Annotated in this window: 16 protein-coding genes and 1 pseudogene; 10 read left to right on the plus strand and 7 right to left on the minus strand. The window is 33.1% G+C overall.

Translation table 11 applies throughout. The annotated features are described in order from the left end of the window. Positions 1-128: 128 nt before the first annotated feature. Together ACVC5O_RS04235 and ACVC5O_RS04240 are read left to right on the plus strand one after the other, a co-directional pair. Positions 129-2,081 carry a YgiQ family radical SAM protein gene (locus ACVC5O_RS04235; RefSeq protein ID WP_452220223.1) on the plus strand — a complete coding sequence of 651 codons (1,953 nt, stop codon included), beginning with the start codon at positions 129-131 and terminating at the stop codon, positions 2,079-2,081. A 219-nt stretch (positions 2,082-2,300) separates the two neighbouring features. Further along, positions 2,301-2,549, plus strand: coding sequence for a DUF559 domain-containing protein (locus tag ACVC5O_RS04240; protein WP_452220224.1), 249 nt, complete (start codon positions 2,301-2,303; stop codon positions 2,547-2,549). A gap of 22 nt (positions 2,550-2,571) precedes the next feature. Here the strand turns inward: ACVC5O_RS04240 and ACVC5O_RS04245 are convergent, their stop codons facing one another. Next, a complete protein-coding gene (locus tag ACVC5O_RS04245; RefSeq protein ID WP_452220225.1) occupies positions 2,572-4,842 on the minus strand; it encodes an aminotransferase class III-fold pyridoxal phosphate-dependent enzyme in 2,271 nt (756 codons plus the stop codon). A gap of 294 nt (positions 4,843-5,136) precedes the next feature. Here ACVC5O_RS04245 and ACVC5O_RS04250 point away from each other — a divergent pair, with 294 nt between their 5' ends. Next, positions 5,137-6,204: a methyltransferase gene (locus ACVC5O_RS04250; protein ID WP_452220226.1), complete on the plus strand. Its 1,068-nt coding sequence runs from the start codon at positions 5,137-5,139 to the stop codon at positions 6,202-6,204. Positions 6,205-6,209: 5 nt separating this feature from the next. Here the strand turns inward: ACVC5O_RS04250 and ACVC5O_RS04255 are convergent, their stop codons facing one another. After that, entirely contained in the window at positions 6,210-7,166 is a 957-nt protein-coding gene (locus ACVC5O_RS04255; RefSeq protein ID WP_452220227.1) for a Fic family protein, read from the minus strand. A 168-nt stretch (positions 7,167-7,334) separates the two neighbouring features. Further along, complete coding sequence (locus ACVC5O_RS04260) at positions 7,335-7,601, minus strand: hypothetical protein (protein WP_452220228.1); 267 nt, start codon at positions 7,599-7,601, stop codon at positions 7,335-7,337. 89 nt (positions 7,602-7,690) lie between these two features. Between ACVC5O_RS04260 and ACVC5O_RS04265 the strand changes: the two genes are divergently transcribed. Both ACVC5O_RS04265 and ACVC5O_RS04270 read left to right on the plus strand, forming a co-directional pair. After that, positions 7,691-7,960: a helix-turn-helix domain-containing protein gene (locus ACVC5O_RS04265; RefSeq protein ID WP_452220229.1), complete on the plus strand. Its 270-nt coding sequence runs from the start codon at positions 7,691-7,693 to the stop codon at positions 7,958-7,960. Further along, positions 7,961-9,925 (plus strand): DUF2075 domain-containing protein, encoded by a 1,965-nt coding sequence (locus ACVC5O_RS04270; protein ID WP_452220230.1) that lies wholly within the window; start codon positions 7,961-7,963, stop codon positions 9,923-9,925. Here ACVC5O_RS04270 and polA read toward each other — a convergent pair. Beyond that, complete coding sequence (polA, locus tag ACVC5O_RS04275; protein WP_452220231.1) at positions 9,922-12,774, minus strand: DNA polymerase I; 2,853 nt, start codon at positions 12,772-12,774, stop codon at positions 9,922-9,924. The genes ACVC5O_RS04270 and polA overlap by 4 nt on opposite strands. Before the next feature lie 237 nt (positions 12,775-13,011). On the opposite strand from polA, the gene ACVC5O_RS04280 reads away from it, so the two are divergent. The 3 genes and pseudogenes from ACVC5O_RS04280 to ACVC5O_RS04290 all read left to right on the plus strand — a co-directional run. Then, positions 13,012-13,545: a hypothetical protein gene (locus ACVC5O_RS04280; RefSeq protein ID WP_452220232.1), complete on the plus strand. Its 534-nt coding sequence runs from the start codon at positions 13,012-13,014 to the stop codon at positions 13,543-13,545. A gap of 108 nt (positions 13,546-13,653) precedes the next feature. Next, a complete protein-coding gene (locus ACVC5O_RS04285) occupies positions 13,654-14,586 on the plus strand; it encodes an isoaspartyl peptidase/L-asparaginase family protein (protein WP_452220233.1) in 933 nt (310 codons plus the stop codon). Between the two features lie 75 nt (positions 14,587-14,661). Further along, positions 14,662-14,811: pseudogene (locus ACVC5O_RS04290) on the plus strand (isoaspartyl peptidase/L-asparaginase); the annotation flags it as partial. Positions 14,812-15,074: 263 nt separating this feature from the next. On the opposite strand, the gene ACVC5O_RS04295 reads toward ACVC5O_RS04290, so the two are convergent. Further along, on the minus strand, positions 15,075-15,368 hold the full coding sequence (locus ACVC5O_RS04295) for a GIY-YIG nuclease family protein (protein ID WP_452220234.1): 294 nt from the start codon (positions 15,366-15,368) through the stop codon (positions 15,075-15,077). Positions 15,369-15,889: 521 nt separating this feature from the next. Further along, complete coding sequence (locus tag ACVC5O_RS04300; RefSeq protein ID WP_452220235.1) at positions 15,890-16,750, minus strand: cyanophycinase; 861 nt, start codon at positions 16,748-16,750, stop codon at positions 15,890-15,892. Between the two features lie 108 nt (positions 16,751-16,858). Between ACVC5O_RS04300 and cphA the strand changes: the two genes are divergently transcribed. Both cphA and ACVC5O_RS04310 read left to right on the plus strand, forming a co-directional pair. Next, positions 16,859-19,501: a cyanophycin synthetase gene (gene cphA / locus ACVC5O_RS04305; RefSeq protein ID WP_452220236.1), complete on the plus strand. Its 2,643-nt coding sequence runs from the start codon at positions 16,859-16,861 to the stop codon at positions 19,499-19,501. A gap of 129 nt (positions 19,502-19,630) precedes the next feature. Continuing rightward, positions 19,631-21,040: an aldehyde dehydrogenase family protein gene (locus ACVC5O_RS04310; RefSeq protein ID WP_452220237.1), complete on the plus strand. Its 1,410-nt coding sequence runs from the start codon at positions 19,631-19,633 to the stop codon at positions 21,038-21,040. A gap of 11 nt (positions 21,041-21,051) precedes the next feature. On the opposite strand, the gene ACVC5O_RS04315 is transcribed toward ACVC5O_RS04310, so the two are convergent. Then, entirely contained in the window at positions 21,052-21,369 is a 318-nt protein-coding gene (locus ACVC5O_RS04315) for a hypothetical protein (protein WP_452220238.1), read from the minus strand. Positions 21,370-21,583: the final 214 nt, after the last annotated feature.

Below are 21,583 nucleotides of genomic sequence, written 5' to 3' on the forward strand. Positions count from 1 at the left end.
ACAATGTGATCATGCTTCACAAATCACTTGAAGTGACGTAACAAATTTGTTAAAAATGTTTAAATTGAAACGGTAAACCCTTTTATAATAATAGATAAGAGTGATTTTTTGACTATTTTTGCAGCATTATGCAAGAACTAAAACTTTCTAGTTGGTTACCTACCACAAACAAAGAGGTTAAAATACGTGGATGGGATGCGCTTGATGTTATTCTATTTAGTGGAGATGCTTATGTAGATCATCCCTCGTTTGGTCCTGCTGTTATAGGACGTATTTTAGAAAGTTATGGTTTGCGTGTTGCTATTGTGCCGCAACCTAATGTAAATGATAATCTACAAGATTTTGTAAAGCTAGGTGCTCCAAAATTATTTTTTGGTGTTACTGGTGGTTGTATGGACCCAATGATTAGCAACTATAATGCAAATAAAAAACGCAGAGATAAAGATGCCTATACACCAAATGGAGATATTGGCTTTCGTCCGGATTATGCAACATCTGTTTATTCTAAAATTTTAAAAGAAAAATGGCCAGATGTTCCTGTTTTAATTGGAGGAATTGAAGCCTCACTGCGTCGTGTAACACATTATGATTATTGGAGCGATAAATTATTGCCTACTATTTTAGAAACCTCAAAAGCCGATTTGTTGGTTTACGGAATGGGAGAGCAACCACTTCGAGAAATTGTACGTTTGTTACAAAAAGGCGTTCCGTTTAGTAGTATTACCACTATTAAACAAACTGCAGTACTTTTAAATAAAGGAGCTAAAATACCAAAAAACAGTAATTGGGAAGATGTAGAAATACAATCGCATGAAGTCTGTTTAAAAGATAAAAAGAAATTTGCTTCTAACTTTAAAGTTATAGAGCAAGAATCCAATAAGTTAGCTGCACGACGAATTTTTCAGAAAGTAGGCGATAAGACGTTGATGATAAATCCGCCGTATCCAACCATGACCGAAGACGAAATTGATGCGTCTTTCGAGTTGCCTTACACACGATTACCTCACCCAAAATACAATAAGCGTGGACCAATTTCGGCTTACGAAATGATTAAGTTTTCTATTAACATTCACAGAGGGTGTTTTGGTGGTTGTAGTTTTTGTACTATTTCTGCGCATCAAGGAAAATTTATTGCTTCCCGAAGCCAAGAATCTGTTTTGCGTGAAGTAGATACTGTTGCAAATATGCCAGATTTTAAAGGTTATTTGTCTGATATTGGTGGACCAAGTGCCAATATGTATAAAATGAAAGGTAAAGTACAATCTATTTGCGATAAGTGTGTTGCTCCTAGTTGTATTTCGCCAGTAATATGTAGTAATTTAGATACGTCGCATAAGCCATTAACAGAATTATACCAAGCAGTAGATAAGCATCCAAAAGTGAAAAAATCGTTTATTGGAAGCGGAATTCGTCATGATATGTTAGTGCCAGAATTTAACAAGAATGCAGATCCAAAAGAGCTAGATGATTATACGGAAGAAGTAATGACCAAACACGTTTCTGGTCGATTAAAAGTGGCACCAGAACACACTAGTGATCCTGTGTTGAAGTTGATGCGTAAGCCTTCATTTAAATACTTCCATAAATTTAAAGAGCGATTTGATAAAATTAATGTTGCAAAAAAATTAAAGCTTCAACTAATACCTTATTTTATCTCTAATCATCCTGCTTGTGAGGTAGAAGATATGGCAAACCTAGCTGCTGAAACCAAAGATATGGGCTTTCAATTAGAGCAAGTACAAGGGTTTACACCAACACCAATGACGGTTGCTACAGTCATATATTATAGTGGTTACCATCCCTATACACTTAAAAAAGTAAATACACCTATTACAAGAAAGGAAAAAGATGAACAACATCGTTTTTTCTTCTGGTATAAAGATGAAAATAAAGCGTGGATTAGAAAGACTTTAAATAAATTAGGGCGTCAAGATTTACTAAACGTTTTACTTCCTGCTAAAACTGAAAAATGGCGTAAAAACAAACCTAAAGGCGATGCTAAACATACGTTTGATGATGCTATTCCTTTTAATCAAAGAAAGAATAAGGCTAAGTTTAAAAGCAAGAAAAAAAGACGTTAGTTTTTCTCATTTATAAATTTCTTGATGTTGTATATATCTTTTTGGGAGCATTTGAGGTGTTTTTTAAGATTTTATAAATGAGAAATAAATTAATCCCATACCACCCGAAATTAAAATTACTAGCAAACAATTACAAAAAAATAAACTCTCCCAGAAGTTTTACTTTGGTAAAACATAAAGCAACGTGCATTTGTTGTTCAGTTTCTTAGGTAAGTTCCAATGTTAAATTATATTGTTGACTTTTATTATAATGAAATAGGTTTAGTTATAGAAATTGATGGTGTTAGTTATGAGCACAGTTTTATTTATGATGCCAAAAAACAAGGCGAATTAGAAGTTTATGGTGTTGCCGTTTTAAGGTTACAAAGTATAAGGTGTTTGGTAGTTGAAATGTGTATTTTATTTAAAAAACTTCTTCATTTTAATTGTCTCTATAACGGGATTTTAGTGGTGTCAACTAGTCTGTAAATTATGAATAACCTATAATAAACTATTCTTCTTCTCTATAATACGTTTCTAAAACAGTTTCAATTATATCTACAACCTGTTTCGCATTTGCTTTTGTAAAACACAAAGGAGGTTTTGTTTTTAAAACGCTATCATAAGGACCATCTGTGCTTATTAAAATAAAACGATCTCGTAATTTATTTTTAATATAATGCGCTAATTCAGTATTTGGTGCTATGCTATTTTCTTTTACAATTTCAACACCAATAAATAATCCAGAGCCACGAACATCTCCAATACACGTGTATTTTCCTTTTAATTTATTAAAAAGCGATTGGTAATAATCACCAACAACTTTAGCATTTTGCTGTAACTGGTTGTTTTCAATTTCCTGTAAAACGCTTAGCGCTATTTTACAAGACACAGGATTTCCACCAAACGAACTAAAAAATTCTACGCCTTTACCAAAAGACTCTGCAATGGCTTTTGTAGTAACAACAGCTCCCATTGGATGTCCATTGGCTATCGGTTTACCAAGTATTACAATATCTGGTAGAACGTCTTGCGCTTCAAATCCCCAAAAATGGTCGCCTAAACGTCCGAAACCAGTTTGTACTTCGTCGCTTATACATAAGCCACCTTGTTCTCTAATTGCAGGATATACGTCTTTTAAATAGCCTTTTGCTAAAGGTACTTGACCACCACAACCCACAATAGGTTCGGAAATAAAAGCAGCAATTGGCAAGGTGCTTTGTTCAATTTGTTTTAGTGCTTCTTTGGCATACGCTTTTCCTGCAGAACCATCATTATTGGTGTATTTTCCTCTGTAAGTATCTGGTATTGTAGTTTCAACAATGTGGTTTTTTTGTCCTTGTCCTTTTTTATTGTTGTACTTGTAATGACTTATATCTATTGCTATTTGTGTGTTACCATGATAACCATGCTCCATAACCATAATGGTTTTCTCATTGGTATGCGCTTGCACTAATCGCATAGCTAAATCACTTGCAGCACTACCAGAATTTACAAAGAATACAGTGTCTAATGCCTTTGGGAATTTAGAAAGCAATGCTTCGGCATATTCCGTAAAAGCATCATATAGATATCTTGTATTGGTATTTAAAGTGCCAATTTGTTGCGATGCTGTTTTAGTAATTTCTGGGTGTGCATGTCCAATATGCGGAATGTTATTATACGCATCTAAAAACGTATTGCCATAGGCATCGTACATGTATTGAAACGCAGAGCCTTTAAAATAAATAGGATTATCGTAACTTAACGATAATATTGGACTCGTTACGTTGTGACGTCTTGCAATTAACTCGCTTATTGGTTTGGGAATTTTAACACTAAAATTTGCAGCCTTATAAAACTCATTTTTGGCATAAATAGGATTAATGGTTAGCCACGTTTTAAGCATATTTAAAGCGTTTTCTTCGCTAACAGAAGCATAACTATTTTCTGGATCGGTTTTTTTAGCGTGTGCAGAGTTACATAAACTCGTACACAATCTACCAGCAATAAGGTAGTATAAAATATCTAATTCTTTTTGCTCTAAAGGGAGAATGTTATGATACGCTTTTATAAACGGAATCGCCCAAGCTAAAGGTTCGTGTTTATCATAACACGCATACGTTATGGCTATGGCAACTTCGTTTATTAAAGGCGAATGTGCTAAATCGCCAAAATCGATAAGTCCCGAAATTTGGTTGCCACTTACTAAAACATTCCACTCGTTAACATCGTTGTGTATTACAGATTTTCGCAATTCAGATAACACAGGAGTCACATAAAAATCGTATTGCTGATAAAAATAGGAGACTAGATGTTTAGTATTTACATCATCAATATCCTTAATATATTTTTTATTTAAGTTAATATATTGCAAATCCCATTCCCATTGTCTTGCCTTTAGTACATAGCTGTTTAGTTGTAAAAGCTTTAAGTCCATTGTAGCAGTAAATGTACCAATAGATGCTATTAGTTCTGGAGTGTGTTTGGCATCGCCTAAAAATGTGCCATCTAAAAACGTTAATAGCCTACAAATGGTTTTGGTACCATTTAGTTCTGTAATTTTTATATGCTCACCAGATTGAAAAGCAATAGGTTCTGGAAAAGAAGCATCATTATTTAAAGCTTGTAAGACGCTATTTTCGGCTTGAATAAAAGCCAACATGTCTTCCGAAAATGCATAAGTTTTAAAAATATATTTATCTGTAGTTGTTGTTAATAGGTAATTAACATTATCGTAACCATTAAGTTTTTTTAATGTAACGATTTCAAAATCAAACCAGTTTTTTATGGTGTTTAGCATGTGGACTCTGTATTTAGCTACGCTAATTTAGGTAAAAATTTATAGTATTTGTTTTTTGCCAAAATAGGTTTTATTAAAGTACCTTTGTCGTATTATTTATCTGTTGATATTAATTATCCTTTCGCACTGTTTTCGCGATTTTTTAGACTTTTACTTTTAAGTCTTTATGCTGATTAATCTAAACGCTAGTAACAACTTAATGCCTGATTACTAGTTAGTAACTATTTATAGTTTTTTTAATCTACGCCTTGCTAACGTCATTACTCTGCAATCCGTTTTAATACATAATAAACGATGTTTGCAGATATTGCTATACACAAACCAAAACCTTTTTTACCACAACAACCCTTACCACAGTTTAATCGTTCTATACCTGTAAATCGTGTAATTAAAAGTTTAGAAGCTGGTAAGCCAAAACTTATTACCCAGTTTTATAGTAATGGTTTGCAATTGCTTAAAGAAATTAAAAAACATTTAAAAACAATGTTTCCTGGCGATACTTTTAAAGAGCAACGCGATTTTCGAGCTGCCTACCAAAAGCTATCAAATTTAATTTATATAGAAGTTAAAGCGCATAAACTAACAGTAAATAAAGCGCCAGCTATTGGTTGGTTAGCAAAACTCTATCCTGAAACTAGTGATTTCTTATTGCCATTTCCACAAATTCAGGGATTAAATAGTGCTTGGCAATGGTATGTAAATGGGATTACCACACCTGTTTTACGAAACAAAATCCATCCGTATTATGGTGTGTATTTTCCAACACGTTTCGACCACTTAATACTGTTCGATAATTGGTTGAAACGTTACCAAGGACCAAAAAAATATGCTATAGATGTTGGTATTGGCTCTGGTGTATTGGCCTTTCAACTGGTAAAACATGGTTTCCAAAAAGTATTTGGTACAGATACCAATCCAAATGCTATTGTAGGTTTGGCAGAAATCTTAGGAGATACTAAACTCTCTAGAAAAATAGAACTCGATTTTGCACCTCTTTTTGGGAAGTTTGAAAAGCAAACCGAACTTATTGTTTTTAATCCACCTTGGTTGCCAGCAACTCATGATTTAGATACAAACGACGAAGCTATTTATTATAACGAAAACCTGTTTCCTGAGTTTTTTGCTGAAGCTAAAAAGCGATTATTACCAGATGGAAAGTTGGTTATAATATTTTCTAATTTAGCTGAAATAACTCATATAACAAAAGAACATCCTATTAGTAAAGAGCTTGCGGAAGGTGGACGTTTTAAATTAGACACATGTTTAACCAGAAAAGTAAAAGGAGCCTCAGATAAAACAAAGCGCGATCAAAATTGGAGAAATGAGGAAGAGGTGGAGCTTTGGGAGTTGGTTAATGCTTAATATAATTAAGTAATTACATACATTGTTTTATTTTTCTCTCCTATTTTTTGGAACAGATTCAATTCAATTCCTTTTTTTAAATCTCGACTGGCTGTTGCTGATGAAATATCTTTAAAAATAGACATATAATCTTTTCTAGAAAACGCGGTTTTATTTAAACTTACAAAATGTTGTAATCTATCTTTTGTGGTAAAAGTTCTATTGCTAAAATTAAGTAAATCGTTAATTGAGGTATCAATAATGCCTAACATATACTCAATAAATTTTGTTGAGTTACCCAATTTATCACATTCACCTAAAACTCTGTAATAGCTTTCTTGGTCATTACTAATTGAGGTTTCAAATGGGATGTAAGCAAAAACCGGATAGTTTTCCATTAATATTACGGTTTGCCATAAACGTCCCATTCTACCATTTCCATCTATAAAAGGATGTATAAACTCTAATTCATAATGAAACACACAACTTTTAATTAAGTCTATATCTTCATCGTGTTTTAAATAATCAAAGAGGTTATTAATTAAAAAAGGGACATTTTTAAAAGGAGTCGAAATATGCGCAACAATATCGTTTTTTGCAATGCCAACACTTTCGGTTCTGTAGGTTCCTGGTTTATGTATTAAACCATCCATTAAACCAGTATGTGCTTTTAAAAAAGACTTTTCATTGTTTGGTTTGTAGTTGTCTAAATTATTATATACCGAAATGGCATTTAATACCTCAAGCACATCTTTTTTTGGGCCTACCACTTTTTTGTTTTCAAGCAAAGCAGTTATTTGAGCTTCCGTTAAAGTGTTGCCTTCTATTTTTAAAGAAGAATGAATAGTCTTAATTCTATTCTGTTTTCTTAAAGTTGGCGAAGGTTTGTTTATATAATTAGCATTTATAGTACCAATTTTTTCTGAAATAGAGCTAATCAATCTTAGGATTTTTGAGGTAATCTCGTATGGTGGTTTCTGCATGATAGTATCATTTGATAGTATCAAAGGTATCTTTTATTTTAAAAATAAGTTTGTACAGCAAATTCAAACTGAAGACTAAAAATAGATTTGTAGCTCATAATTGGGATGAATGAAGCTCATGTTGATTTAAAATGAGCTACAAATTTGTAAAAATTGAGTTTGAAAATTTCAGCTTAATTCTATATAGTCATATATGAAATCATTAATGCTTTCATTTTCTTCATCAAATTTCATGACAATTCTTGAAGTCAATTTATTTATCCAACAAGTTATTTCCTCTTCAGATTCTAAATCATTGAGAAAAATAAGATTAGGATTAGAAATGTTGAATTTATCTATTAAGATATAAATATCTGTTTTAAAACTATCTTTGAAATTATCTTCTACAGTTTCTAGCTGTTTCTTTAAATTTATTATTTTTTCTTGTAAAGTCATTCAATCTTCATTTTTTATATAAATCAAATATAGTAAAATGATACTTATTGTATGTTGATTTTGACATACAATAAGTATAGTTTCGATTAATGGTAAATAAATTTATTATTAAAGAATTTGGTCTTAGGATTCGCGAGTTAAGAACCAAAGAAAATCTAAGTCAAGAGAAGCTTTCCTTTAAAACAGGCTTTCATCGAACATACATTGGTATGATTGAAAGAGGTGAAAGAAATATATCACTTACAAATATTGCAGTCTTTTCAAAAGCTTTTGAAATGGATATTTCTGATTTATTAAATTTTAAAAATCAGAATCCGAAACTAAGCTATCACGATTATAAACTTAAAACTGATAGTTAAATGAAAAGAGCATATTATAATAATACAATTCAAAATTTTCTAACTGAGGATTCTAATTCAATTTTAGGACAATTAAGTTTAAATCATTCCAATCATTCATTAGTAGATTTACAGAAAAACGCTTGGGTTAAACAGATTGAAATTCTTAAAATTGAATTAAAAGGAATAATTGGTTCAATCTATTTTGAATTTTCAATCCCTAGAATGGGAAAGAGAGTTGATAATATTATTATTGTTGATGATTGTGTTTTTGTCGTCGAATTTAAGGTTGGTGATGACTCTTATGGTAAACATGCTGAAAATCAAGTAATAGATTATAGTTTAGATTTGAGAAATTTTCATGAAGGTAGCCATCATATTAAGTTAGTTCCAGTGTTAATATCTACAAATGCTGAATTTAGTATTACTGATATTAATGATGTAATAGAATTTAAAACAGTTGCTAAATGCAACAAATCTGGTGTAAGTGATATTATTAATAAATTTACTCAATTTTCAAACCATAAAATTGATGTTGCTAAATGGGAAAATTCAATTTATAAACCAACACCTACAATCGTTGAAGCTGCACAAGCTCTTTACAAAGGACATAAAGTTGAAAACATATCTAGAAATGATGCAGGAAAAATAAACCTTTCGGTAACATCAAGTTATATTAATAAAGTAATAGATAATTCAAAATTAAAAAGAAGAAAATCAATCTGTTTTGTAACTGGTGTTCCTGGAGCAGGTAAAACTCTTGCAGGTTTAAGTATTGCAAATGTAAGAATGAATGCAGATGAGAATGAACATGCAGTTTTTCTTTCTGGAAATGGTCCTTTAGTTGAGGTTTTAAGAGAAGCTTTGGCTAGAGACCTTGTTAAGGTGTCAAAAGAAAATGGAAAACCAATAACAAAAGATATTGCGAAAAGACGAACAAGCACATTCATTCAAAATATTCATCATTTTAGAGATGAGTATATTAAATATAATGTTGAACCAACTGAAAAAGTAGTGGTTTTTGATGAGGCACAAAGAGCATGGACGGAAAAGCAAGTTAGTTCATTTATGAAAAGAAATAAGGGTATTGAAGATTTTAAAATGTCTGAACCAGAATTTTTAATTGACGTAATGAATCGTCATGAAGATTGGTGTGCAATTGTATGTCTTATTGGAGGAGGACAAGAGATAAATACAGGAGAAGCAGGTTTAGAGGAATGGATAAATGCCTTTCAAAAAAACTACGAAGATTGGGATATTCATTATTCAAACTCAATAGTGGACAGTCCAAATTACATTAAAACTAAATCACAAAAAGATTGGCTATTGCATAATGCAATTTCTGAATCTAATTTACATTTATCAGTTTCCATTCGTTCTTTTAGGTCTGAGAAAGTTTCTGAGTTTGTACATCAGCTGTTAAATTTGAAAACAGAAAATGCTAAAAACCTATTTTTAGAAATTAAAAACCACTTTCCAATTTATTTGACAAGAGACTTAAAAACTGCTAAAAGTTGGTTAATAGAAAATAGCAGAGGAACGGAAAGGACAGGTTTAGTTGCTTCTTCAGGAGCTAGAAGACTAAAGCCTTTAGGAGTCAATGTGAAAAACGAAATATCTGCACCTATTTGGTTTTTAAATGGAAGTGAAGATATTAGGTCATCCTACTTTCTTGAAGATGTAGCTACAGAATTTGATATTCAAGGTTTAGAAATTGATAGAACTTGTTTAGTTTGGGGAGCTGATTTTCATTTAATCAATGAGAATTGGAAGCACCAAAGTTTTACGGGAACAAAATGGAATAATATTCATAAGGAAATTAATAAAGATTATCTTAAAAATACTTATCGCGTTTTATTAACTCGTGCTAGACAAGGAATGATTATTTTTATTCCTGAGGGCTCTAAATTAGACCATACTAGACCAAGTTATTTTTACGATGGTACTTATGATTATTTGAAAGAAATTGGTATAGAGGAACTCTAATGCGCCTCCAACCAATCAACTCCAACACCAACCTCAACATCCAAAGGCACATCCATTACAAACGCATTTTCCATTTCAGTCTTTATCAAAGTTTTCATCGCTTCGAGTTCTGGTTTAAAGATGTCAAACACCAATTCATCATGGACTTGTAAGAGCATTTTAGATTTATAGTTGCCTGTTTCTAGTTTATTATAAATATTAATCATGGCAATTTTAATAATATCGGCTGCGCTACCTTGAATTGGTGCGTTTACTGCATTACGTTCTGCAGCACCTCGAACTACAGCGTTTCTAGAATTGATGTCTTTTAAATATCTGCGACGTCCTAAAACGGTTTGCACATAGCCATTATCGCGTGCAAAATCAACTTGCTCGCTCATATAAGCACGTAGTTTTGGATAGTTTTCGTAATACGTGTCAATAAGCTCCTTGGCTTCGCCTCGCGATAAATCGGTTTGGTTACTTAACCCAAAAGCAGACACACCATAAATAATCCCAAAATTAACCGTTTTGGCATTGCTACGTTGCTCTCTGGTCACTTCTGCAAGTGGCACATCAAACACTTTAGAGGCAGTTGAAGCATGAATATCTTCTCCATTCTTAAAGGCTTCAATCATGGTTTCTTCTTTACTTAAGGCAGCAATAATTCGTAATTCGATTTGGCTATAATCTGCAGCGAGTAAAACATAATCGTCGTTACGAGGCACAAAGGCTTTACGTACTTGGCGACCACGTTCGGTTCGAATAGGTATGTTTTGTAAATTAGGATTGTTACTACTTAAACGTCCTGTAGCAGCAACGGTTTGCATATAATCGGTATGCACTCTGCCTGTTGCTGGTTCTACCTGAAGTGGTAAAGCATCTACATACGTGCTTTTTAATTTTGCGAGTCCACGATACTCTAAAATGTTTCTAATAATTTCGTGATCTTTTGCTAGGTAAGACAAAATATCTTCTCCTGTTGCATACTGTCCAGTTTTGGTCTTTTTAGGCTTATCAACTAGTTTTAATTTTTCGAAAAGCACAATACCTAATTGTTTTGGTGAGGCAATATTAAATTCTTCGCCAGCAACCTCATAAATTTTAGCTTCTAAAGTTTTTATATCATTATTTAAGGCTTCAGATAAACTGTTTAAAAAATTAACATCTAGATTAATCCCTTCTAACTCCATTGCAGCAAGTACACGAAGTAAAGGCACTTCGATATCATCAAATAATTTTTGAGTATTGGCATCGCCTAATTCTTTCTCAAAATGCTCCTTTAATTGTAGCGTAATATCTGCATCTTCTACTGCATATTCTGTTTGTTTATCTAAAGGAACATCTCGCATTGATAATTGATTTTTTCCTTTTTTACCAATAAGTTCAGTAATAGAAACTGGTGTGTAATTTAAATAGGTTTCTGCCAGCACATCCATGTTATGTCGCATATCTGGATTTATTAAATAATGCGCTAACATAGTGTCAAACAGTTTGCCTTTAACGTCTATATTGTATTTACGAAGCACTTTAATGTCGTATTTTAAATTCTGACCAATTTTTTCAATATGATCTGCTTCAAAAAAACATCGTAATTCTTCGATAATAGCCTGTGCTTCTTCTTTATTTTCAGGAAAAGGTAAATAAAATCCTTTGCCAATTTCCCAAGAAAAAGCAATACCTACCAGCTCTGCTGTTAATGGATTTAAGCCTGTAGTTTCCGTATCAAAACACACACTAGTTTGGCTCATTAAATTTTTAATAAAGAGTTTTGTTGCCATTCCTGGAGCTACACTTTGGTAAAAGTGTGAGGTGGAGTCTATGGTTTTACGTGTGTAGGCGTTTTCTGTTGTCGCTTCCGCAGAAGGATTTGCAGCTCCAAACAAACTAAATTGGCCTTCTCCAGCAGATTTTACTTCCTTTGGTGTTGCTTTTGCTTCCGTTTTATCTGAAGCTTTTTCTGTTGGTTTGGATGTTGCTTCTGCACCAGAAGTGAATGTTTTTATAAAATTATCGGTTAAACGTCTAAACTCTAATTCCTGAAAAATGGCCTTCACCTTTTCTATATCTGGTGGATCCAACTCAAAATCCTTGGCATTAAAAGTTACAGGCACATCCAACATTATAGTTGCTAATTTTTTGGAGAGCAAACCAAGTTCTTTATTGGCTTCTACTTTCTCTTTCATTTTGCCTTTTAGCTTATCGGTATTTGCTAATAGGTTTTCCATACTGCCAAATTCGGCTATAAATTTCTTCGCTGTTTTTTCGCCAACACCTGGTAATCCTGGAATATTATCACTAGAATCTCCCATCATACCTAAAAAGTCAATCACTTGCATTGGGTCTGTGACTTCAAATTTTTTCTGCACTTCTGGAATTCCCCAAGTTTCGTAACCACCACCAAAAACAGGTCTGTACATAAAAATATTATCGGTTACTAACTGCGCAAAATCTTTATCTGGTGTGACCATAAAGGTTTGGAATCCTTCTTGTTCTGCTTGTCTAGATAATGTACCAATTACATCGTCTGCTTCATAACCTTCTTTAACCATTATGGGAATATGCATGGCTTTTAGGATGTCCATAATATACGGAATGGCAGTTTTTATGCCTTCTGGAGTTTCATCTCTATTGGCTTTGTAGTCTTCAAATAGTTCTACACGATCTGTACTTCCGCCTTTATCAAAACAAACCGCTAAAAGGTTTGGTCGCTCACGTTTTATCACGTCTAAAAGGGAATTCATAAATCCCATAATAGCTGAGGTATCTTGTCCTTTGCTATTTATTCTTGGATTTTTTATAAAGGCATAATAGCCACGAAAAATTAATGCATAAGCATCGACTAAAAAAACGCGTTTATTGTCTGACATTTTGATTGTTTAATTTAAAAAATACGGTCTCCTCGAGCGCAGTCCAGAGGTTGTGTTTACTATGTAATAGTTCTTGACTTACTACGCAAGCTAACCTCGTTCAAAATATATTTTGAACTCAATTAATGCTCAAACAGACAAGAACTCAAAGCTACAAAAACTTATGCGTTTTACTATAAATAATTAAATGCCAATTTGTGATATTTATTGTAAGTTTGCATCTAAAATTTTTAAAAAATGAGAAAAATAATATTAAGTTTATTGTGTTTATTTGTGTTGTCATGTTCTAGTGACGATGATTCTAATAATGATTCAACACCTGCTATTGTAGGGACTTGGGTAATCTCACAGTTTAATTTAGAAAACGATGCTTTCGATTTAAATGGAGATGGTACAGAATCTAATGAGTTGATTAGCGAATCGGGTTGTTATCAAGGAGAAACTATTGTATTTAATGCTAATGGTACAGGGAGTCTTACTTTTACAACCGATTTGGATCTTAAACTTACTATCCAGAACAATGTGGAAACATTTAGTGATGAATGTTTAACAGATAATGCTAATTTTAATTTCACATGGTCTCAATTAGACAATGGTTCTTTTGTAGCTGATGCTAATGGAGACGCAGAAACTATAACTTTGTTGTCAAACAACACTTTATCTAGGTCAAGCTTTTTTGAATATGAAATTGAGTTTTTAGATGGAAATGGTAATGTAACAAGTACTGCTTTTTCTGATTCTGATGCTACTATTGTTTATACAAAACAATAAAAAAATAACTAAATTGTTTTATATTATTTACATTCTAAGTATTAGGTTATTTAGAATGTATTTTTGTACCCAAAAAGTAAATTTAATAAACTATTAGAATTTATCTAAATGAACACATTTTCAATTGCCATACATGGAGGAGCTGGAACTTTAGTAAAAGGAATGATGACTCCAGAATTAGAAACTAACTATAAAGCCGCATTACAGTTAGCTTTAAACGAAGGTTACCAAGTTTTAGAAACTGGAGGAACTGCAACTGAAGCTGTGGAGAAAGCAGTAATGATTTTAGAAGATTCACCATTATTTAATGCAGGAAAAGGAAGCGTCTTTACAGCGAACGAAAGCCATGAAATGGATGCCTCAATTATGGATGGTAAAACTCTTAATGCTGGAGCTGTAAGCTTAATTACTGGTATTAAAAATCCAGTAAGTCTAGCACGTGATGTGATGGAAAAAAGTGAGCATGTGTTTTTGGCTGGCGAAGGTGCAATGCAGTTTGCAAAAGGCTTAAATTATAAACTTAAAGAAGCATCGTATTTTTACGATGAATTAAGACATAATCAATGGTTACAAATCAAGGATACAGATAGCTTTCAGTTAGATCATTCGGTAAAAAAGGATTCTAAATTTGGAACTGTAGGTGCAGTAGCTTGCGATAAAGAAGGAAATATAGCAGCAGCAACTTCTACAGGAGGAATGACTAATAAAAAATGGGGACGTGTAGGAGATTCTCCTATGATTGGAGCAGGAAACTATGCCAATAATAAAACCTGTGCAATTTCATGTACTGGTAGTGGTGAGTTTTTTATTCGTGGAGTTGTCGCTTATGACGTAGCTTGTTTAATGGAACACAAAGAAATGTCTTTAGAGGATGCATCTAACGAAGTCATACACAAACGTATTCTCGAAATAAAAGGTGATGGTGGATTAATTGCTGTAGATGCAAAAGGAAACATTGCAATGCCTTTTAATACGGAAGGGATGTATCGTGCTAGTAAATCTTCAAACGGAATTGAGGAGATTTCAATTTATAAAGACTGACACGAATTTCACGAATTTACACGAATTGATTAGTCTTAATTATTGTACTTCGTGTAAAAAAATCATGCAAAAAACATAAGTAAAAGTATTCTCGAAATAAAAGGTGATGGTGGATTAATTGCTGTAGATGCAAAAGGAAACATTGCAATGCCTTTTAATACGGAAGGGATGTATCGTGCCTCAAAATCTTCAAATGGAACTGAAGAAGTAAAAATTTATAAATAAAGGCTTCTCGATACAATTTTCTCGTACCTCAAAAATCACTCGAAGTGACAAACTGGTTTTTTGAATATGAATTTTAGTTGTCAGTTCGAGTGAAATTGTTTTTTGCAATTTTGTATCGAGAACCTTTGAGTAATTTCTTTACTTGCTTCTCAATAGAATTTTCTCATACTTCGAAAATCACTCGAAGAGACAATCGAGTGTTAAATTTAATCTAGTTGTCAGTTCGAGTGATGCGACAAAAGGAGCATTGTATCGAGAACCTTTTAATTTTTAAATCTCTTTTTTGAAAGATTAGGCAACTTCTCATATTCATTAGTTATTAAAGCTTCTTTTTTTGCTCTCGACCAATTCTTAATTTGTTTTTCTGCATCAATACCATGATTTGGATCTGTGAATTCTACATAAAAAACTAACTTAATTGGTCTTCTGGAAAACGTATAGCAATCTGGATGTTTTCCGGTTTTATGTTCTATGATTCTTGCGTTTAATCGAGAAGTAAATCCTGTGTAGTAACTTTTGTCAGCACATTCTAATATGTAAACGTAATAAGTTTTCATGTTTAAATGTAGTGAAAAGATAGCTTCTCGATACAATTTTCTCGTACCTCAAAAATCACTCGAAGTGACAAACTACTAGTTTAAATGGAATTTTGTTGTCAGTTCGAGTGAAATTGCTTTTTTGCAATTTTGTATCGAGAACCTTTGAGTAATTTCTTTACTTGCTTCTCAATAGAATTTTCTCATACTTCGAAAATCACTCGAAGAGACAAGCGAGTGTTAATTTGAATCTCGATTTCTGCGTTAGCGATTGCAGTGACATCCTTTTTTACGTCAGTTCGAGTGAAATTGCTTTTTCTGTTTTGTATTTAATAAAAACATCTACCAGATATTTTTATTAAATAGTGTATCGAGAACAAGTAAAAAAGATATAACGGAAAGCGCGACCTTTAGGTAACGCCAAAAAAAATATAAGCAATAGTGTCATTGCGAGCTTTTTATTAGAAAAAAAGCGTAGTAATCTCATGAGTTATAGTTTCAATTAAAAGATTACCGCGTCGTTACATTACTCGTAATGACATTTAAATAAAAGGCGCTTCAATAGGTAAAACTTTAACCTTCTTCTTATCAATATTAAAACGGTCTCCATTAGATAAAATGTGAGTACGCATATTTGTGAGCGACATTGGAGTGCCAGGTTCTAAAATTTTGTGTTTGTTGTGTTCTAATTCTCTACCATCAAAAATAATAACCATACCAGAACCAATAACACTAAACTTACTGTTTTTGATTATGATACCAGTATCTTCTGCCAAACCAACACCAATAAGTTTTGGGAATTGCGCTACAGCTTCAGAGATACGTCCAAAACGACCACGTTTAATAAAATGTGTGTCTATAATTAAACTAGGGACTAAACCTAAGCCCTTATACATCTGTACTGCACCTTTAATAAAGGATTCTGTGGCACTACCTCCTGCAATCATCTCGTTAGACATCATCATCGCTCCAGCACTTGTGCCAGCGACCACAAAACCAGCTTCGGTTTTATAACGGTGTTTTATGATGTCGTGAATTTCTGTTCCTCCAATTTTATTGGTAATCTTGGATTGATCACCACCAGAAAACATAAGGCAATTAGCATTTTTTATTAAATCTATAGATTCTTGTTTTTCAGAATCTTCCTTACTTCTAATATCTAAAACAGTAACATTTTTACAACCTAAAGTAGAAAAAGCCTCTAAGTAATTTTCTCCAACTTCTTCCGGAATGCTAGATGCTGTAGGTATAACTACAATATTTGCATCTGTTCCACCAGCTTCTCTAACTACGTGATACAGAATACCTTCAGAAATAAACTCCTGTGTGTACTGTTCGCTTTCTTCTATTCCTTTGTCTTCATTTCCACCAATTGGGATTAGTGTTCCTTTATTACTCAACATAAATTTGGGCTTGCAATTATTTATAGCGCCAAAAATAAACTAATTTTTTAATAGAAAAATGTATATATTTATAATCTTTCGCTTTTACTAACAAAAAAACTAGCCAGAATGAATATAATCAGCATTAACGCAATGAGAGGACCAAACTATTGGTCTATACGCAGGCACAAATTAATTGTAATGGTTTTGGACCTTGAAGAAATGGAACAATACCCAACAAATAAAGTAGATGGATTTGGAGACCGTTTAAAAGCAATGTTTCCAACAATGTATTCTCATCGCTGTTCCGAAGGTTGTGAAGGTGGTTTTTTTATGCGAGTTGACGATGGTACTTGGATGGGACACGTTATTGAGCACATTGCACTAGAAATCCAAACACTTGCAGGAATGGATGTTGGTTTTGGAAGAACTAGAGGTTATGGAGAAGAAGGTGTATATAACGTTGTATTTGCCTATATGGAAGAATCTGTTGGACGCTATGCCGCAAAAGCAGCTGTTAGAATCTGCGAAGCCTTAATAAGTGGAGAAGAGTATGATTTAACTGAAGACATTCAGGAAATGAGAGAGCTTCGTGAGTCCGAAAGATTAGGACCAAGTACAGGATCTATAATTGAAGAGGCCGAATCGAGAGGAATTCCTTGGATTCGATTAAACAAATATTCATTATGCCAATTAGGTTATGGTGCAAACCAAAAACGCATACAAGCTACTGTAACAAGTGAAACCAGTAGTATAGGAGTAGAATTAGCCTGCGATAAAGAAGACACAAAATACCTTTTAGAACAAGCTGAAGTGGAAGTGCCAAGAGGTGATATTATTAGACGCGAACGCAGTTTAGAAGAAGCCTGTCGCTATGTTGGTTATCCTCTGGTTATTAAACCGGTTGATGGAAACCACGGAAGAGGTATTACTGTAGATATTCAAAATTATGACGATGCTTTAGTGGCATTTCATCATGCAAAAGAAAGCTCTAGAAGTGGAGCCATTATTGTTGAAAAATTTATTAAAGGCGATGATTACAGGTTATTAGTTATAAATAATAGATTAGTAGCAGGAGCAATCCGTACTCCAGCTCATGTAATTGGCGATGGAAAATCTACTGTACAAGAGCTTATAGATAAAGTAAATAGCGATCCTCGTCGTGGTTATGGTCACGAAAACGTGTTGACTAAAATAACAACTAACGCGCTAACAAAAACAATTATAAAAGATGCTGGTTACACCTTAGAATCAGTTATTTCTGAAGGCGAAAAACTTATTTTAAAAGATACAGCCAATTTAAGTACTGGTGGCACAGCAGAAGATATTACAGATATTATACATCCTGCAAATATTGCAATGGCAGAACGAATTTCTAAAATTATAGATTTAGACATTTGTGGTATAGATGTTATGACTACAGATATTACCAAACCATTATCCGAAACTGGAGGTGCAGTACTAGAAGTAAATGCAGGTCCAGGTTTTAGAATGCACTTGGCACCAACAACTGGTTTACCACGCAACGTTGCTGCTCCTGTAATAGATAAATTATTTCCAATAAAAGGAGATACAGGACGTATTCCAATTATCGCAACCTCTGGAACCAACGGAAAAACAACAACAACACGCTTAATTGCTCATATTGCAAAAATGAAAGGCTATCGCGTAGGTTACACTACAAGTGATGGTGTATATATCCAAAACCGATTACTAATGACTGGAGACTGTACAGGACCAGCAAGTGCAGAGTTTGTACTTAAAGATCCTACAGTAAATTTCGCCGTTTTAGAATGTGCTAGAGGTGGATTATTGCGAGCTGGACTTGGATTTAAAAAATGCGACGTAGCAGTAGTTACAAATGTTGCTGCAGACCATTTAGGCTTAAAAGGAATACATACTGTAGAGCAATTAGCAAAAGTAAAAGCAGTAGTGCCAGAAACTGTATTGCCAGATGGTTATGCCATTTTAAATGCAGATGATGATTTGGTTTACGATATGCGACGAAATGTAAATTGTAATGTAGCCTTATTTTCCATGGACGAAAATAATCCGAGAATAAAAGCATTACAACGTCTTAATGGGATTACAGCAGTTTACGAAAACGGTTGGGTTACTATTTGCAGAGGCGAATGGAAAATGCGTATTATGGAAGTCACTAACATTCCATTAACTTATGGTGGGAAAGCGAAATTTATGATTCAAAATGTACTTGGAGCCATTTTAGCAGCACATGTACAAGGCATTAGTATAGAAGACATGAAAGCCGCTTTAGAAACCTTTATACCTTCGGCATCACAAACACCAGGTCGTTTAAATTTATTTGAATTTAACGATTTTACCATTCTTTTAGATTATGCTCATAATCCAGCAGGAATGCGTGCTTTACAAAAATTTACAGACGAGTTAGAGTGTACTGTTAAGGTAGGGATTATTGCAGGTATTGGAGATAGACGTGAAGAAGATAATAATGAAATGGGAAGTATTGCTGCCGAAATGTTTGACGAAATTATAATACGTCAAGATAAACGCTTACGCGGAAAAACAGAAGAAGAGCTCATAAAAATGCTTAATGATGGGATTAAAATGAAAGATCCTAATAAGAAAACAACCATTATTCCATCCGAAAAAGAAGCGATTAAATACGCTGTAAAAAATGCAGTAAAAGGCTCGTTAATTATTTTGTGTAGCGATGTAATACCTGATGCTTTAGAATTGGTTAAAAAATTCAAGGAACAAGAAGCTAATGGCGAATTAAATTACGCAGACTAAGCTTATTATTTAAGCGAAATGTCATTTAGAGAGAAGCGAAGAATCTGTTAATAATTTAACCAGTTCTTAGTGAGTTTATACTCTTCTGAATGACATTTTTTTTAAAATCTTATTTTCAATAATATATTCATGAATTATTCAGACAATACTTATTTCGCTTTATTCGAAAAGCAAAAAGCCAATCAATATAAAATAGGAAATACAACCTATAAAGAGCGTATTGTAAAATTAAACGCTTTAAAAAAAGCCATTGAAAAAACATACAAGCAAGACATTAGAGAAGCGATTTTTACAGATTTTAAGAAGCCTTTTTTAGAAACCGATTTAACTGAAATTTACCCAGTAATTGATGAAATTAACTTTATAAAACGCAATCTTAAATCGTGGCTTAAAAAGCAAAAAGTGGATTCGCCAATCTCGTTACTAGGAAGCTCATCTTGGATTAAAAACGAGCCTAAAGGTGTGTGTTTAATTATTTCGCCATGGAATTTTCCAATCAATCTTACTTTTGGACCTTTAGTGTCTGCAATCGCTGCAGGAAATACAGTGATTATAAAACCCAGTGAAATGACGCCAAACACGTCTAAATTAATGGGAAAAATAGTTTCAGAATTATATAACGACAACGACATTGCACTGGTAGAAGGTGAAGTAGAAACCTCTGAAGAGTTATTAAAACTTCCGTTTAACCATATCTTTTTTACAGGTTCTCCTCAAGTTGGTAAAATTGTAATGAAAGCAGCCTCAAAGCATTTAACATCAGTGACTTTAGAGTTAGGAGGTAAATCGCCAACAATAATTGATGATAGTGCCAATTTAGAGAAGACTGTTAAAAAAATGATTTTTGGAAAATTTGTAAATGCTGGTCAAACCTGTATTGCTCCAGATTATGTGTTTTTAAAAGAAGGTTTAAAAGCAGAATTTATTTCTATATTTAAAAAGCAAATTAGTGAGTTTTATTCCGAAAACCCTTCGAGTTCTGAGTCTTATACACGAATTGTAAATACCAAGCATTTTGAGAGACTAAAAAGCTATATTGAAGATGCTAAACGTAAAAATGTGATTTTTGAAAGTGGAGGCGAAATGAATAGTAAGGATAATTACATTGCGCCAACTTTAGTTTTTGATGCTCCAGAAGATAGTGAGCTTATGCAAAATGAAATTTTTGGTCCTATTCTTCCTGTAAAAACGTATAGTAAAATTGATGAGGTTATTAATTATATTAATGCTAATCCAAAGCCTTTAGCATTGTATATTTTTAGTAAAAACAAAAAAACTATTCAATATATAATTAATAATACAAGAGCAGGAAGCACTTGTGTAAACCATAATTTACTTCAATTTTTAAATCATAATTTACCGTTTGGAGGTTCTAACAATAGTGGTATTGGAAAGTCTCATGGAATTTTTGGCTTTTCGGAATTTACCAATCAACGTTCTGTATTAAAACAGCATACAATTGGAGCGGTCGATTTATTGTTTCCGCCTTATACAAATTTTAAGCAAAAATTAGTAGATTTAACTATTAAGTGGTTTTAATTTTTATGGTACTATAATTTAATCCAAGTCCCATTTTCTCTTCCCCAAAAACCACGAGATGTAAATGTGGCATTTGTGGTTGTGACATAGATAAAATCACCATTTTGTGGTGTAAGTGCACTAGCTTCTGCAGCTGTAAATTTTCCAGCTTTAAATACATTTTGATTGGCCACTTTTAGCGTGCCATTAACTTCAACTTCGTTAGCGTTAAAATCGCCATAAATTAGTGGTGTGCTTGAATCTGAGTTTTCGATATATAACTTATTGCTTCCAGATTCCTGTAAACCAGATTGATAACCAATAAACACATTGCCTGATTTATTCTCCAAAACACCAGTTCCTGCTGTTCCATCTGCATTGCTAGGATTAAAATTACCTGCTCCAGCATCTGTACCTATATATACGTCTTAAGTTTACAATTCATTAAATTAGATAAATAAACAGAAAAGACAAAAGAGAGGAGTAAGGTTATTATATACGCAGAAGCCTAGACTTCGTCAACATTGAAAATCCCCTCTCTTTTCTACACAGATTTCGTACAGT

The sequence above is a fragment of the Lacinutrix salivirga genome (assembly GCF_053604675.1).